Origin of the sequence: Novosphingobium ovatum, from assembly GCF_009909235.1 — a bacterium.
Taxonomy (GTDB): domain Bacteria; phylum Pseudomonadota; class Alphaproteobacteria; order Sphingomonadales; family Sphingomonadaceae; genus Novosphingobium; species Novosphingobium ovatum.
Map to the genome: position 1 here is coordinate 250,279 of NZ_JAAAPO010000003.1, position 15,191 is coordinate 265,469.

The following is a 15,191-nucleotide window of genomic DNA, read 5'->3' on the forward strand; positions in this document are numbered from 1 at the left end:
CCCCGCGCTTTAGCGGGCGGGGACCGCCGTGGCAATGGGCTGGGCCTGCGCGGTGGCTGGGACATCCTGTCCCACCGCCTGACCGATCAGCAACAGCGCCGGACCATCCCCGCGCAACCCCTTGGCCGCCAGCGGCAACAGGTCCAGCCGGGTGGTGACGGTGGTTTCGTTGGGCAGGCTGGCGTTTTCGATCACCGCCACGGGCGTGTCGGGCGCCATGCCCGCGCCGATCAATTGCGTTGCCACTTCGGGCGCCGCCGCCTTGCCCATATAGACCGCCAGTGTCGCCCCCGGATCGGCCAGCGCCGCCCAATCCATCGCCAGCGCCTCACCGGCGCGGGCATGCGCCGTGACAAAGGTCAGCCGCCGCGCCATGCCCCGCAGCGTCAGTGACACGCCCAGACTGGCCGCCGCCGCACTGGCCGCGGTGATGCCGGGACATACCTGCACCCTCACACCAGCGGCGCGACAGGCGGTCATTTCCTCGGCGCTGCGGCCAAAGATCGACGGGTCGCCGCCCTTGAGCCGCACCACCCGCGCGCCGGTCAGCGCGGCCTCGACGATCAACTGATCGATGCTGCCCTGATCGCGCGAATGCCGCCCCGACCGTTTGCCGACATAGACCAGCTGCGCGCCCACCCGCGCCAGATCCAGCACGCCTTCGCCAACCAGCGCATCATACAGCACCACGTCCGCCATGCCGATCAGCCGGGCGGCCTTGCGCGTCAACAGTTCCGGATCGCCGGGGCCAGCGCCCACCAGCCACACGCTGCCATTTGGAAAATCCTCATGCATCGGACGCCTCCATCATCTGGGCCAACAGGCGGGAAAGGGCGGGGCGGCACGACCCGCAATTGGTGCCCGCCTTTGTCGCCGAACCAATCGCCGCGACGCTGCATGCGCCCTGTGCCACGGCATCGGCAATGTCGTTGGTGCCCACGCCATGACAGACGCAAACGATCGCGCCACGGTCGGGGGCAGGGGTGCTGGGCCGGGCGGCCAGCCATTCGGTGGCGGCGCCCGGCGCCCCCAATTGCGCCGCGATCCAGTCGCGCGGCGGCAGGGTGCCGTTGCGCGTGACATATAGCGCCGCTAACAGGGTCTTATTGTTGTCAATGATAGCAAAACGGCGCATCCCGCGCGTGGTGTCCACCACCTCCAGCCGCGTGCCATTGGGCAGCAGGGCGTCGATGTCGACAGGGGCGGTCCCGGCCAGTTCATACAGCCACCCGCCCTTGACCGCCGAGCGGCTGAACCACAGCACACCGGCCGGCGCAATGACATCGCGATGGACCAGAAAAGCGCGCCATTTCGGGGTGATAGGCGATACGCGGGCAGGGGTGTTCTTGAACCCCGGCTGGCCGGAAACCGGGTCGACATGCTGTCCGGGCAGCAGATTGGCGCGCCCGCCATTGCCCATCACATCGGTCCAATGCATGGGCACAAACAGATCGCCCCGGCGCTGCGCATCGGTGATGGTGACGCGGAAAATGCTTTCGCCATAAAGGGTTGCGACACGCGCCAAGCCCCCGTCCGACAGGTCATGGGCGGCCGCGTCATCGGGATGCACCTCCAGAAGGGGTTCGCGCCGGTGCAGAGCCAGAGTCGGCGCCAGACCAGTGCGCGTCATGGTGTGCCACTGATCGCGGTAACGCCCGGTATTCAAACGGAAATCATAGCCTTCGGGCAGAGGCGCGCGCGCCCGCGCTGTCACCGGCACCAGCTTCATCGCCCGCCCGTCCATGGGATAGGCGCCACCCCATTGAAAAGGCGTCATTTCCTCATATTCGGCATTGGTCACCGCGGCTTGGGGCGTCAGGTCCAGCGCCTTGCCATGGCGCACGGACAATGCCGTCATTGCCGCATATTCGCGCCAGATTTCAGCCACATGGGTATAGGCAAAGGCTTCTGCCCAGCCCATTCGGGCGGCCACCTGCGACATGATCCACCAATCGGCGCGGGCCTGACCGGGGGCGGGGAAAAGCGCCCGCTGGCGGCTGATCCGGCGTTCGGAATTGGTGACGGTCCCGTCCTTTTCCCCCCAACCATGGGCGGGCAAACGGATATGCGCCAGGCGGGTGGTGTCGGTGTCGGCGATCACTTCGGACACCACAACGGTCGGGCATTTGGCCATCGCGGCGCGCACAAATCCGGCGTCAGGCATTGAAACGGCGGGATTTGTGGCCATCACCCACAGGAATTTGATCCGGCCTTCGTCGATGGCGCGGAACATGTCGACCGCCTTTTTGCCGGGGCCGGAACAGATGTTGGCGGTGTTCCAATACCCCGCCACATCGCGCAATTCATTGTCCGAAAAACCCAAGTGGCAGGCCAGCATATTGGCCAGCCCACCAACCTCTCGGCCGCCCATGGCGTTGGGCTGGCCGGTCATGCTGAACGGCCCCATGCCCGGCGCGTTGATGCGGCCCATGGCGATGTGCAGGTTCAGGATGGCGTTGCCCTTGTCGGTGCCGCTGACCGACTGATTGGCACCCATCGAAAAAACCGTGACCATGCGCGGGGTTGCCGCCACCCAATCGGCCAGCGTGGCAAACAGTGCCGGGTCAATCCCGGCATCGCGCGGCAGGCTGTCCCAGAACCCGTCGGGCGCATCGCCCTCCGTCAATCCGCGCGCGCGCATGTCGGCCAGCAATGCGCCAAACAGCGCGACATCGCCATCGGGGCTGACCGGAATGTGCAGATCGGCTTGCTCGGCCGTTTCGGTGCGGCGCGGATCGATCACCACGATGCGGGTGCCGCGCGCGGCGCGGGCGGCCTCGATCCGCTGCCAGATCACCGGGTGGCACCAGGCGGTATTGCTGCCCAACAGCACGATCAGATCGGCCGCTTCCAGATCGGCATAGCTGACGGGGACGACATCCTCGGCAAAGGCGCGGTTGTGGGCCGCCACCGCGCTGGCCATGCAAAGCCTTGAATTGGTGTCGATATTCGCGCTGCCGACAAAGCCTTTCATCAGCTTGTTGGCAACGTAATAGTCCTCGGTCAGCAATTGGCCCGAGACGTAAAAGGCCACCGCATCAGGGCCGTGCTGCTCGATCGTGTCGCGCAACCGGTCGGCCACGGCGTCCAGCGCCGCGTCCCATTCCACCGCGGTGTCGCCCAGCATCGGCGTCAACAAGCGCCCATCCAGTCCCACCGTTTCGCCCAAATGTGTGCCTTTGGAACACAATCGGCCGAAATTGGCGGGGTGATCCGCATCGCCCCGGATGGTGACAGCGCGCGGCCCTGTCACCTCTGCCCGGATGCCACAGCCCACGCCGCAATAGGCGCAGGTGGTGCGGATCGCCGCCCCTGTCACGCAGCCACCTGCGGCGCACGGGCCGCCATCAGTGCGGAACGCAGCAGATACAGCCGCCCGGCGTCGACGCGGATCGGGATGGTGGGCACACAGCCCTTGTCATCGCCTTGCGCCTCGCCGGTTTTCAGGCTGATCTTCCAGCTGTGCAGCGGGCAGGTGACCTCGGTGCCATGGACGATGCCTTGGCTCAAAGGCCCATGCTTGTGCGGGCATTTGTTGACCAGCGCATAGAACTGGTGATCCATGGTGTGGAAGATCGCGATCTCCTCACCGCCCTGCACCGGCAGGGTGCGGGCGTTGCCGGGGCTGATCTGGCCGGTTGGGCCGATGTCGATCCATTCGCCGATCATTGCGCGGCCTCCGTGATGTTCAGCGTGGGAAAGGGGCGGAATTCCGCCAGATGCTGGTGCAATTCGGCGTCCTCACCGGCGGCGCGGCGGGCCCAGGGATCGTCCTGCATGAACTGTTGCGAATAATGGAACCGCGCGGCCAGACGGGCCACCGCGTCGGGATCATCGAACAATTGCGCCTTGACGCTGTCCAGCCCGACACGTTCGATCCACGGCGCGGTGCGTTCCAGATACCACGCCTGTTCGCGGTACAGCTGGATAAAGGCGGCGCAGACGTCCAGCGCTTCCTGCTCGGTCGTGACCTTGGACAGCAGGTCGGTGCCGCGCAGGTGGATGCCGCCATTGCCGCCCACATGCAGTTCGTACCCTGAGTCCACGCAGATCACGCCAAAGTCCTTGATCGTCGCTTCGGCGCAATTGCGGGGGCAACCCGACACGGCGATTTTGAACTTATGCGGCATCCACGAACCCCAGGTCATCCGCTCGGTCTTGATGCCAAGGCCGGTGGAATCCTGCGTGCCGAACCGGCACCATTCGCTGCCCACACAGGTTTTGACCGTGCGTAGCGATTTGCCATAGGCGTGGCCCGATACCATCCCGGCCGCGTTCAGATCGGCCCAGATGCCGGGCAGATCTTCCTTCTTGATGCCGAACAGGTCGATGCGCTGACCGCCGGTAACCTTGACCAGACGGGCCTGATATTTGTCGGCCGCATCGGCAATGGCGCGCAATTCGTCGGGCGTGGTGACACCGCCCCACATGCGCGGGACCACCGAATAGGTGCCGTCTTTTTGGATGTTGGCGTGCAGGCGTTCATTGACGAACCGGCTCTTTTGGTCGTCAACATATTCGCCCGGCCATGCGCACAGCAGGTAATAGTTGAGCGCCGGGCGGCACGAAGCGCAGCCATCGGGCGTCTTCCACGTCAGCGCCTGCATCACGGCGGGGATCGCCTTCAGCTCCTTTTCGACGATCTGGCGGCGCACATCGTCATGGCTGAACGTGGTGCATTTGCACATGGTCTTGGGGCCGGATTTGACCTCATCGCCCAGCGCCAGCGACAACAGGCTTTCCACCAGCCCGGTGCACGAGCCGCAAGACGCGCTGGCCTTGCACTGGCTGCGCACGGCGTCCAGGCTGCACGCGCCCGCGTTGATGGTGGCCAGCACCGTGCCCTTGGTCACGCCGTTGCAGCCACAGATCTCGGCATCGTCCGAGAGGGCGGCAACGGCGGCATTAGGGTCCGCAAGGGCGCCCCCGCCGGAAGCAAAGGCCTGACCAAAGATCAGCGCCTCACGGATGGCGCTGATGTCCTCCTCGCGCTTCAACAGGTCGAAATACCAGCTGCCGTCGGCGGTGTCGCCATACAACACCGCGCCGACCAGCTTGTTGTCCTTGACGATGACGCGCTTGTAGGCGCCGCGCGCGGCGTCGCGCATGACGATGTCCTCGCACCCTTCGCCGCCCGAAAAGTCACCGGCCGAGAACAGATCGATGCCCGATACCTTCAGCTTGGTGCTGGTGACCGAGCCGGCATAGCCTGCCCCCGGTGCGCCCACGGCCGCATCGGCCAGCACGCGGCACATGTCCCACAGCGGCGCGACCAGCCCATAGCAGATGCCGCGATGCTGGACACATTCGCCCACCGCCATGATTGCCGGGTCGCTGGTCAGCATGTGGTCGTCGACCAGAATGCCGCGCTCGACCTCCAGCCCGGCTTCGCGGGCCAGAGCGGTGGCGGGGCGGATGCCCACGGCCATCACCACGATGTCGGCGGCGATCTCGCGGCCGTCCTTCAGGCGGACGCCGGTGACCTTGCCATCGGCGCCCAGAATTTCGGCAGTGTCGGCGCCCGTCAGGATGGTCTGGCCACGGCGCTCCAGCTCGGTCTTCAGCAGCCAGCCCGCCGCCTCGTCCAACTGGCGCTCCATCAGCGTGGGCATCAGGTGGATGACGGTGGTGGCCATGCCGCGCAGGCACAGGCCATGCGCCGCCTCCAGCCCCAGCAGGCCGCCGCCGATCACCACGGCGGACCCGCCGGTTTCGGCCGCGGCCAGCATCTTGTCCACGTCATCCAGATCGCGGAAGGTGACGACGCCCGCCAGATCCTTGCCCGGCACCGGGATGATGAAGGGATCGCTGCCGGTGGCGATCAGCAGGCGGTCATAGGGCTCCACATGGCCCGCCTTGCTGATCACCGTCTGGGCCGCGCGATCGATCGAAACGACCGGATCGCCCGAAATCAGCGTGATGGCGTTGTCAGCATACCATTGCGCGGTGTTGATGACGATATCATCAAACGTCTTTTCGCCCGCCAGCACCGGCGAAAGCATGATGCGGTTGTAGTTCACCCGCGGCTCTGCGCCAAAGATGGTGATGGCATAGCGGGCCGGATCGCGGGCCAGGATCTCTTCGACCGCGCGGCAGCCGGCCATGCCATTGCCGATCACCACCAGACGTTCGCGGCCCATGGGGGCGGGCGGCAGGTTGGGCGGGGCGTTCATTGGGTCAACTCTCCTGTGCCGACGCGACAACGCGAAAAAGCCGCCACGAACACAGCCCGAAGGGGGCTGGACCGAGGCGGCTTCGTTGCCACGCAAAATGGAATGAAAAGCGCGAAAGGGAGGCGGTGAGTCGCCCGTCTTTGGGCTACGTCCCTATCACTGATGCACCATGTCTAACCTGTCCCGGCCCGCCCGCCAAGTGGATTTTTGTGCATTTGCGAAAGACCTGTCTCTTTTGCACATGCAGGCGGGCGGGCCGGGGAGGATCAGAAGGCGTATTCGGCCTGCAACCAGAACTTTTTGGTATTCGCGCCAAAGCCTTGGGCGCGATAGTCGGCATATTTAACCAGCCAGCTGACCTTGCCCGTCTTGATCCCGATCGAGGCGTTCAGTTCGTCACCATATTTCTGGCTGCGGATGTCGCTGCCGAACCAGTGATAGGTCAGCGCATAGGTGAAGCCGGGCAGGGCGGTCAGCTTGGGCAGCTTGCCCGACACGCCGACATAGGTGTCCTCCAGACCGTTGGCAGGCGTTGTCAGGAACATGTCGGCCCAGCCGTTGAACTTGTGCAGGGTGGCCATCGGCGTCTGCATGGCGCGCGGCCCGCCCGTGGCCCCAGCGTCCGAGCCCAGCTTTTCATAACCGCCCGTCAGCACGATCCCCTTGACGTCCAGCCCCAGTTCGCCCGCCAGATAGTCGGTGTCATAGCGGAACGGATTGGAGCCATAGTTCTGCTGCGTGGCCCAAGAGGCGGCATAGGTCAGCTTGGCGGCCTTGTTCAGCGGATAGACGCCGGTGGCGCGCACGCCATAGGTCTGCGAGCTGTTGGTCTGGAAGGTAAAGCCAGTGGGGTCATAATCCAGCAGATAGGCGAAGGCCTTCACGTTGGCGTATTTGGTCTTCACCCCGCCGCCCAGGAAGTAGAAGCTGCCGGTGTAATAGACGCGCGGGCCACCATCATTGCCAAAGATGCTGCGCTGACGGCGGGCATAGGTGGCGTCCAGCGACAGCGGGCCAGCGCGATATTCGGCGCGCACCGCGTCAAAGGTCTGCTCGTTCTGGCGCCAGCCCACCGAACCGACAAAGCGCTGATCGTCCAGATTGATGCGCTGACGGCCCAAGGTCACGGTCAGCGGCTTGGTCGCGTACTGGATCTGGATGCGGTTCAGCTCGACGTTTTCAGGATCGGGAATGACGGCCTGCGCCGGGCGGTACTGATGGCTGGGCGCGGCAAAGGCAAAGGCGCTGTAATGCTTGCCCAGTGCCAGCGTGCCTTCGCCCTCGACCAGGAAGGCCAGATGCGAGGGCTTGTTCTTGATTTCAAAGCCGGCGCGGATGCGCAGGGTTTCGGCATCGGCCGCCTTGGTGGTGGCATCGACGTCTTCCCAGCGGACGCGCGCGTCCAGCATCGGGTCAAACGTCGTGCCCGGCGCAAAGGTGATGGGATCGCCAAATGCCTTTTTGGCCGTGGCGGCCTGTGCGCCATTGGCGCCCAGCATCAGCGGCGCGGCCATCGCGGCGGCGATCATCAGGTGGCTCTTGGTCATGTTCCCTCACTCCTTTTTGAATGTCCCTGTGCGCGTCGATGCGCGCCGCTTTTGGGGCATCCTCTCCCGCCGCATGGGTGGCCGTTTGGGCTCTGGCGCGGCTGTATATCTTATGGTGTGGGTGGCCCGGCGCCCCCCGCAGTCGCTCTCGCGCCGGGCCGGGCCTGCCGCTGATGCGAGGCAGTGGCTGGCCGGTATGCGTTGTTCTCAGGCCGCAACCGAGGGGTTGCGATAGCGTTCGTGCAGGAAGTGGATGATCTCGCTGCGGGCGTGGGTATAGGCAGGCATGTCGATCACGTTCAGGCGGTTGCGCGGGCGGGGCAGATCCACGATCAGATCCTGGCCGATGCGCGCGGCCGGGCCGTTGGTCATCATCACCACGCGGTCGGCCAGCAGCACGGCTTCGTCCACGTCATGGGTGATCATCAGCACGGTACTGTTCAGTTTGGCCTGCAGTTCCATCACCACGTCCTGCAACGCGGCGCGGGTCAGCGCGTCCAGCGCGCCAAAGGGTTCGTCCATCAGCAACACGCGCGGGTTCATGGCGATGGCGCGGGCGATGCCCACCCGCTGCTTCATGCCGCCGCTGATTTCGGCCGGGCGCTTGGTGGCGGCATGGGTCATCTGGACCAGCTCCAGATTGTGCATCACCCAATCCTTTTGCTCGGCCTTGGACTTGCCATCGGCGGTCTTGGCCACGGCCAGCGCGACGTTCTCCTCCACCGTCAGCCACGGCAGCAGCGAGTGGTCCTGAAACACCACCGCGCGGTCGGGGCCGGGGCGATCAACCACCTCACCGTCAAGGAAGATCACGCCCTTGGACGGCTTGGTCAGGCCCGCCACCGCGTTCAGCAAGGTGGACTTGCCACAGCCCGAATGGCCGATCAGCGCGACGAACTGGCCCTTTTCAATGTTCAGGTCGATGCGGTCCAGCGCACAGAACAGGCCGTTCTTGGTGGGGAATTCGACGCTAATGCCTTCCAGCGCCAGATAGGAACGTTGCTTCATGGGGAATGTCCTTTTGCTGGAAAGGGGGATCAGCTGCGGGCGATCAGGCGGCCAATCAGGCCCACGATGCGATCCAGCGCAAAGCCGACCATGCCGATCCACACCAGGGCGACGATCGTGTCCGACAGCAGCGAGGAGTTGTAGCTGTCCCAGATGAAGAAGCCGATGCCCGTGCCGCCCTGCACCATTTCGGCGGCCACGATCGCCAGCCAGCTCATGCCGACGCCAATGCGCAAGCCGGTGAACATGTGCGGCACACAGGCGGGCAGCACGATGCGGACGAAATATTCGATGGGATTCAGCGCCAGCACGCGGGCCACATTGCGATACTGGCTGGGGATGTTCTGCACGCCCACCGCGGTGTTCATGATGATCGGCCAGATCGCGGTGACAAAGATCAGGAAGATGGCGCTGGGCTGGGCTTCCTGAAAGATCGCCAGAGAGATCGGCAGCCACGCCAGCGGCGGCACCGTGCGCAGCACCTGAAACAGCGGGTCCAGCGCGCGGAAGGCATATTTGTTGGTGCCCACCAGCATGCCCAGCGCCACGCCCACCACCGAGGCCAGCGCATAGCCTTTGAGCACGCGGGAGAGCGATTTCATGATGTGGGCGCCAATGCCGACATCGCCGCCGTCCTGAATGTCGGGGATGATGCCGTTGAATTCCACGCCCTTGAGCGGGTGCATGATCACGTCATGCGACTGTTCCCACACGGTCAAGGGCGCGGGCAGGGCCGAACCTTCCTTGCCACAGGCGATCTGCCACACAGTCAACAGGATCAGCAGCATCGCCAGCGTGGGCAGGACATGGGATGCCACCGCATAGGCGCGGGACAGAACAGGGTTGGTGGGTTTGGACATGGCGGGGATGAACCTGCGTTTCACGGCTTCTGCGGGATAGGGGACGATCACCCCGCTGGCCGGTGTGGTCTGGGTGGCGGACGAGGTGACCTCGTCCGCGTTCAGTTGATCGGGTGCGGTAGCCATCGGGGTGTCTCCCTGCCGTATCAGCGCTTGATGCCCAGGCTCGCCAGATAGGCGCCGGGGTTGCCGGGGTTGAACAGCTTGCCGTCAAAGAACTTCTCGACGCCGCGGCTGTCGGAAGGGGGCACCGGCACACCACCGACCTTGGCGGCCGCGGCGCGCCAGATGTCGGAACGGTTCACCTTGGCGATGGCGGCGTTGGTGTTCATGCCCTTGGGCAGCTTGCCCCAGCGCTGGTTCTCGGTCAGGAACCACAGGTCGTGGCTCTTGAACGGGAAGCTGGCGTTGCCGGCAAAGAAGCGCATCTTGAACGGCGCGTTGGCCACGCGGCGCCCGTCGCCAAAGTCAAAGTTGCCCTGCAGACGGCTGGCGATATCGCCCACCGGACACTTCAGGTAGTCGCGGCCAGAGATCATCATCGCCAGACGGGCGATGTTGGCGGGGTTGTCGCACCAGCGCTGGGCCTCGATCACGGCGGCGGTGATGGCGATGGCGGCGTTGGGGTTGGCGGCCACCCAGTCGCCCCGCATGGCAAAGCTCTTTTCGGGGTGGTTCATCCACATCTGGCCGGTGGACACTGCGGTATAGCCCAGCTTCTGGTCCACCAGCTGTGCGTTCCACGGTTCACCCACGCAGAAGGCGTCCATCGTGCCGGCCTTCATGTTGGCGACCATCTGCGGCGGGGGAACGGTGATCAGGCCCACATCGTTGTCGGGGTCGATGCCGCCGGCCGCCAGCCAGTAACGGATCCACAGGTCGTGCGTGCCGCCCGGGAAGGTCATCGCCATGGTGATCTTTTTACCAGCGGCCTTCTTCTGGGCGATGATACCCTTCATCTTGGCAGAGTTGATGTCGGCCTTGGCGGCCAGATATTCCTTGTCGACCGAAATGCCCTGACCATTGACGTTCAGGCGGGCCAGAATGGTCATCGGGGTGGCGCGGGCCTGCACGCCCAGTTGCAGGAAATAGGCCAGCGGCGTCAGGATATGGCCACCGTCGATGCCGCCAGCGGCCCCGCCCAGCACCAGATTGTCGCGCGTCGCGCCCCAGCTGGCCTGCTTCATCACCTGCACTTCGGGCATGCCATATTTGGCAAACAGGCCCAGTTCCTTGGCCGCGATCAGCGGCGCGGCATCGGTCAGCGCGATAAAGCCCAGCTTGGCACCCTTGACTTCGGGCGGGCCACCAGCGGCCAGCGCGCTGCCGGCAAACAGGCTTTCGCCCGCCACCGAGGCGGCGACGATGGCGCTGGCCTTGATCAGGTTGCGGCGGCTCAGATTGGTCAGGTCGTTGTGGTCTGCCATGTGCCCAAATCCCTCTGTTTGAACAAGAATTCCTGTCAGACAGCAGCCTTCGCGAGGGCTGCGGCGGGCGTCAGGGGGCGTTCGGAAAAGCGCCTTGTCGCGCCATTCCCGTTGACCAGTGCCCAAACGCAAAAACCGCCACGGTCCGTCCCCACGCAAATGGAGAAAACCGAGGCGGCGCCATTGCCACGACTGTTGCTGTCAGACCCCGTCTGCGGCGTCATCCCAACCTTGGAATGGGCCTCTGAAGTCTTGGGTGAAGGCTAAGGTCGGGTGGGGGTATTGTGCAAGTGCGAATGTGCGGTTGCAGCGGTGATTACGCTATTTGGCGTACATGTCCTGCGCGATATACGCCGACAAATTGTCGGGATCAAAGATCCTTCCGTCGAAAAAGCTGTTGCTGTGCAAAGTAATGCTGCCCTGCGTTGCCGCCACCGGAGTCGGCTTTTGCACGCTACCCTCGACCTTGGACGAGGCGGCGGGCAGGGAGGCATCGCTGCCACGCAGCGCGTTGCGATAGACATCGGGGCGGAAAACCCCTGCCGCGCGCGCCGCCGCATCGGCGTCATGCGTGCCCCCGTCCCAGCGGACCATTTGCGTGTACAGCCATTCGGCCTGACTGACCCAAGGGAAATTGGCGGCTTCGCGGTGCTGGAACATGAAGTCGGGGTAATGGACCAACGTGCCCTCGCGCCGCAGCAACAGCCGGTCGGTGATGGCGCGGCGAATCAGCGCGGGATCGGCGCCCAGATATTCGGGCCGGGCCAGAATCGCCGCATTGTCGTCCAGCGCGCCTTCGTCGATGAAATGCTGGCCCGCGCGGTGCAGCGCGCGGATCAGCGCCTCCACCTCGTCGCGGCGCGTGTCCAGCACACTGCTGCGCATCGCCAGCACCTTTTCCACGCCGCGCTGCCAGACCTGCGCCGTGGCCAGCACGATCACCCCCACGCCGCGTTCCACCGCCACGCTGTTCCACGGTTCGCCCACGCACATGCCGTCGATCTCGCCCGCCTCCAGTGCGTCGGCGCAATAGGGCGGTGGGACGGTGGTGATGCGCACGTCTTCGTCAGGGCGGATACCGCAGGCCGCCAGCCAATAGCGCAGCATGTAATTGTGGCTGGAATAGCGGTGCACCACGCCAAAGCGCAGCGGGTCACCGGCCGCTTTGCGTTGCAGGGCGATGGCGCGCAATGCGGTGCCGACCCGCGCGGGATCGCCCAAGGCGCCATCGGGCGTGACCAGCGCCGCCAGATCGGGCCGCAGCGTGATGGCATTGCCGTTCAGTCCCAGCACAAACGGCACCGCCAGCGGTTGGGCCGGGCGGCCCCGGCCCAGTGTGGTGGCAATCGCCAGCGGCGCGACCATGTGCGCGGCGTCGGTGTGGCCGTACAACAGGCGGTCCAGCACGGTGGCCCATGACACATCGCGCACCAGCCGCAGCCGCAACCCTTCGGCCGCGGCAAATCCGTGTTCATGCGCCAGAATCGGCAAGGCCGCATCCACCAACGGCAGGAAACCGATCGCAAATTCTGTGCTCACGCAGCACCTCCCATCAACTTGTGCGCCGTGACCACCGCCTCGGCGATGTCGGCAATGCGCTTGCCCTGATTCATCGCGGTCTTGCGCAATTCGGCATAGGCGTCGGGTTCGCTCAGGCGGCGGGTCTGCATCAGGATGCGCTTGGCCGCATCCACACTTTCGCGCTCGGCCAATTTGCCGCGCGCGTCGGCCAGATCGTTCTGCAACCGCGAAAAGGCGTGGAAGCGCCGGATCGCCAGGTCCAGGATTGACCGGATGCGGTGCGGGGCAAAGCCGTCCACCACATAGGCAGAGACCCCCGCATCGATGCTGGCGCCGATCGATTCCTGATCGGAATCATCGACAAACATGGCGATGGGCCGGGCCAGCGCGCGGCTGACCGCGAAATATTCCTCCAGCACGTCGCGGCTGGGATTGCCCAGATCCATCAACACGATATCGGGATCAATCTCGGCGATGCGGCGCACCAGCCCGCGTCGATCCGGGATCACGAAAATCTCGCAATCGTCCAGTTCGGTCAGGCCATCCTGCATGACCGAGGCGCGGACCGCGCTTTCATCGATAATTGCCACTCGCATACGCGCGAGGGTGGCGGGGTGCGCGGGCCGATGCAAGAGGCTTTGGCCTGATGGTTTTGCTATCCGCCGCATTTCGCACTTGCATCATGGCGCGCAAGGCGGCATTTTCAGCGCTCTTGCCACAAGGACGTGGCAACTCCATCGCCCCCTTTTGCGGGGCATTTCACCAATTTGGCCGGCAATGACGCCGCCCCCTTTGACGGGTGCAGCCTCATGCCGATTCGCCTATTTCCAGATCAGCACCGCCACCAGCGCCGCGGCCAGCAGCGCGCTGATGCCCTGCCAGACGGCCACCGGGTTGCGCTCGATCAGGGCGGGGGCGCGCAAAGGCTTGCGCTCGACGGCGGCGCCGCCTTCCAATGCCCGCAACAGTTCGATCACATCGCCAAAGCGGTCCTGCGGGGCAATCGCCACGCTACGCATCAGCACCGCGTCCAGCCATCCGGGCAGTTCGGGGCGGGCCTTGCTGGGCGGTTGGGGCTCGCGGAAACGGGGGCGGGCAAAGGCTTCCGCCTCGCCATAGGGCCAGCAGCGGGCGAACAGCCGCCACAAGGTGACGCCCAGCGCGAATTGGTCGCTGGCCTCGCTCCCGGCCTCGCCGGTGAACATTTCGGGCGCCAGATAGCTGGGCGTGCCGGGGATCTCGTCGGCGGCGAAATCCTCGACGCGGGGCAGGCGGGCCACGCCCAGATCGACCAGCTTGAGCCCCCCATCCTCGGTCAGGATGACGTTTTCGGGCTTGATGTCGCGGTGGATGATGCCTTGGCGGTGCAGCGCGGCCACGCCGCGCGTCAGGCCGATGGCGATGCGCAAGCCTTGATCCAGCGGGATCGGCCCGGCCAGTGCGGCCTCCAGCGTGCGGCCCGCGTGATAGGGCTGGACGCCGTACAGCCGCGTCTGGCGATCAGGCGACAGGGGGATGGCTCCGCCCACGAACGGGCTGGCCACGCGTGTGCCGATCAGCAATTCGCGGGTAAAAGCGGCGCGCGCGCCCGCTTCGGACAGCAGCGCGGGCTTGGGGAATTTGACCACCACGCTGGCGCCATCGGTGGTGTCGGTGGCGCGGAACAGGCGGGTATAGCGCCCATCGGACAGCACCGTTTCCAGCCGGAAACCGTCGATGCTGTCCCCCTCTTGCGGCGGGGGCAGGATGGGCAGCGCGGCCAGATCGCCCGCGATCGCGTCATGGCCCACCGCGGGCAGGCTGACGATGTCCAGCACCATGGCGCTGGCGTTGTCCTGACCGCCTGCGTCCAGCGCCGCATCGGCCAGCGCCTGCGCATCGGCCTGTGCCGACTGGCGGCGGGCCAGCAGCGCTTCCATCTTGCGGCGCGAGAGCACGCCATGCACCCCGTCACTGGTCAGGATCAGCCGGTCATGCTCGTTCAGGGCGATCTCGTGGTGGTCCAGCCGCAAGGCTTCCTCCAGCCCCAGCGCGCGCAGCAGGATGTGGCGGCGGTCGGGGTGGGCGTGGGTGTGATCGGTGGTGATCTGGCCGAGGTGTCCATCACGCAGCAGCCACGCCCGGCTGTCGCCCACGTGGCACACATGCGCGCGGCGGCCCCGCACCACCAGCGCGGTCAGCGTGGTGGCGGCATGGGCCATCGTGTCGCTGCGGCCCATCGCGCACAGCCAGCGGTTATACGGGGCCATCACCCGGCCAACGGCCTGTGCCGTGCCGATCGTGTCGCTTTGGGCGTAATACCCGTCCAGCAGGCTGGCGACCGCCAGTTCGGCCGCGATCCGGCCGCCCTTGTTCTCGCCATAGGCGCCGCCGCTGACGCCATCGGCCAGAGCGGCGACCATGCCCAATCCCGCCCGTTGCGCCTCTGTCCCCAGATGGGCCGCCACAAAGTCTTGATTTTCCGCGCGTGGGCCACGTTCGCTGGCGATGCCCGCACTGACCCACAACCTGCCTGCCTCGCGCATTGGCGCTCTTCCCGTCTTATGCCCGCCTGTGGGGCCCCTCATGTGTGCGTACACCGCGTGCACGTACGCGATTGGGCGCTCTGGCCGGGGGGCACGTCAAGCCGCTATTGCATTTTCCGATCCGGAGTTC

At 65.5% G+C, this 15,191-nt stretch carries 11 protein-coding genes; all 11 read right to left on the minus strand.

What is annotated here, in order from left to right; translation table 11 throughout:
* Positions 1 to 9 precede the first annotated feature (9 nt).
* The 11 genes from cobA to GTZ99_RS08825 all read right to left on the minus strand — a co-directional run bounded on the left by cobA (position 10) and on the right by GTZ99_RS08825 (position 15,061).
* Positions 10 to 795: a uroporphyrinogen-III C-methyltransferase gene (gene cobA / locus GTZ99_RS08775; RefSeq protein WP_161717944.1), complete on the minus strand. Its 786-nt coding sequence runs from the start codon at positions 793 to 795 to the stop codon at positions 10 to 12.
* Positions 788 to 3,319, minus strand: coding sequence for a nitrate reductase (locus GTZ99_RS08780; protein WP_161717947.1), 2,532 nt, complete (start codon positions 3,317 to 3,319; stop codon positions 788 to 790). Before GTZ99_RS08780 ends, cobA begins: the two co-directional genes overlap by 8 nt.
* The gene (gene nirD / locus GTZ99_RS08785) at positions 3,316 to 3,669 is read right to left on the minus strand and encodes a nitrite reductase small subunit NirD (RefSeq protein WP_161717949.1); all 354 of its coding nucleotides are present in this window, start codon (positions 3,667 to 3,669) and stop codon (positions 3,316 to 3,318) included. The genes GTZ99_RS08780 and nirD overlap by 4 nt, the downstream gene beginning before the upstream one ends.
* Positions 3,666 to 6,173, minus strand: a complete 2,508-nt coding sequence (gene nirB / locus GTZ99_RS08790) for a nitrite reductase large subunit NirB (RefSeq protein WP_161717951.1) — start codon at positions 6,171 to 6,173, stop codon at positions 3,666 to 3,668. The genes nirD and nirB overlap by 4 nt, the downstream gene beginning before the upstream one ends.
* Positions 6,174 to 6,439: 266 nt before the next feature.
* Positions 6,440 to 7,720: an alginate export family protein gene (locus GTZ99_RS08795; RefSeq protein ID WP_161717953.1), complete on the minus strand. Its 1,281-nt coding sequence runs from the start codon at positions 7,718 to 7,720 to the stop codon at positions 6,440 to 6,442.
* Between the two features lie 207 nt (positions 7,721 to 7,927).
* Positions 7,928 to 8,728, minus strand: coding sequence for an ABC transporter ATP-binding protein (locus tag GTZ99_RS08800; RefSeq protein WP_161717955.1), 801 nt, complete (start codon positions 8,726 to 8,728; stop codon positions 7,928 to 7,930).
* 29 nt (positions 8,729 to 8,757) lie between these two features.
* A complete protein-coding gene (gene ntrB / locus GTZ99_RS08805) occupies positions 8,758 to 9,714 on the minus strand; it encodes a nitrate ABC transporter permease (RefSeq protein ID WP_161717957.1) in 957 nt (318 codons plus the stop codon).
* A 20-nt stretch (positions 9,715 to 9,734) separates the two neighbouring features.
* A complete protein-coding gene (locus tag GTZ99_RS08810; protein ID WP_161717959.1) occupies positions 9,735 to 11,015 on the minus strand; it encodes a CmpA/NrtA family ABC transporter substrate-binding protein in 1,281 nt (426 codons plus the stop codon).
* Positions 11,016 to 11,336: 321 nt separating this feature from the next.
* Positions 11,337 to 12,554, minus strand: coding sequence for a CmpA/NrtA family ABC transporter substrate-binding protein (locus GTZ99_RS08815; RefSeq protein ID WP_161717961.1), 1,218 nt, complete (start codon positions 12,552 to 12,554; stop codon positions 11,337 to 11,339).
* Positions 12,551 to 13,132, minus strand: a complete 582-nt coding sequence (locus GTZ99_RS08820; RefSeq protein ID WP_161717963.1) for an ANTAR domain-containing response regulator — start codon at positions 13,130 to 13,132, stop codon at positions 12,551 to 12,553. Before GTZ99_RS08820 ends, GTZ99_RS08815 begins: the two co-directional genes overlap by 4 nt.
* Positions 13,133 to 13,357: 225 nt before the next feature.
* Positions 13,358 to 15,061, minus strand: a complete 1,704-nt coding sequence (locus tag GTZ99_RS08825; protein WP_161717965.1) for a bifunctional protein-serine/threonine kinase/phosphatase — start codon at positions 15,059 to 15,061, stop codon at positions 13,358 to 13,360.
* Between the last annotated feature and the right edge of the window lie 130 nt (positions 15,062 to 15,191).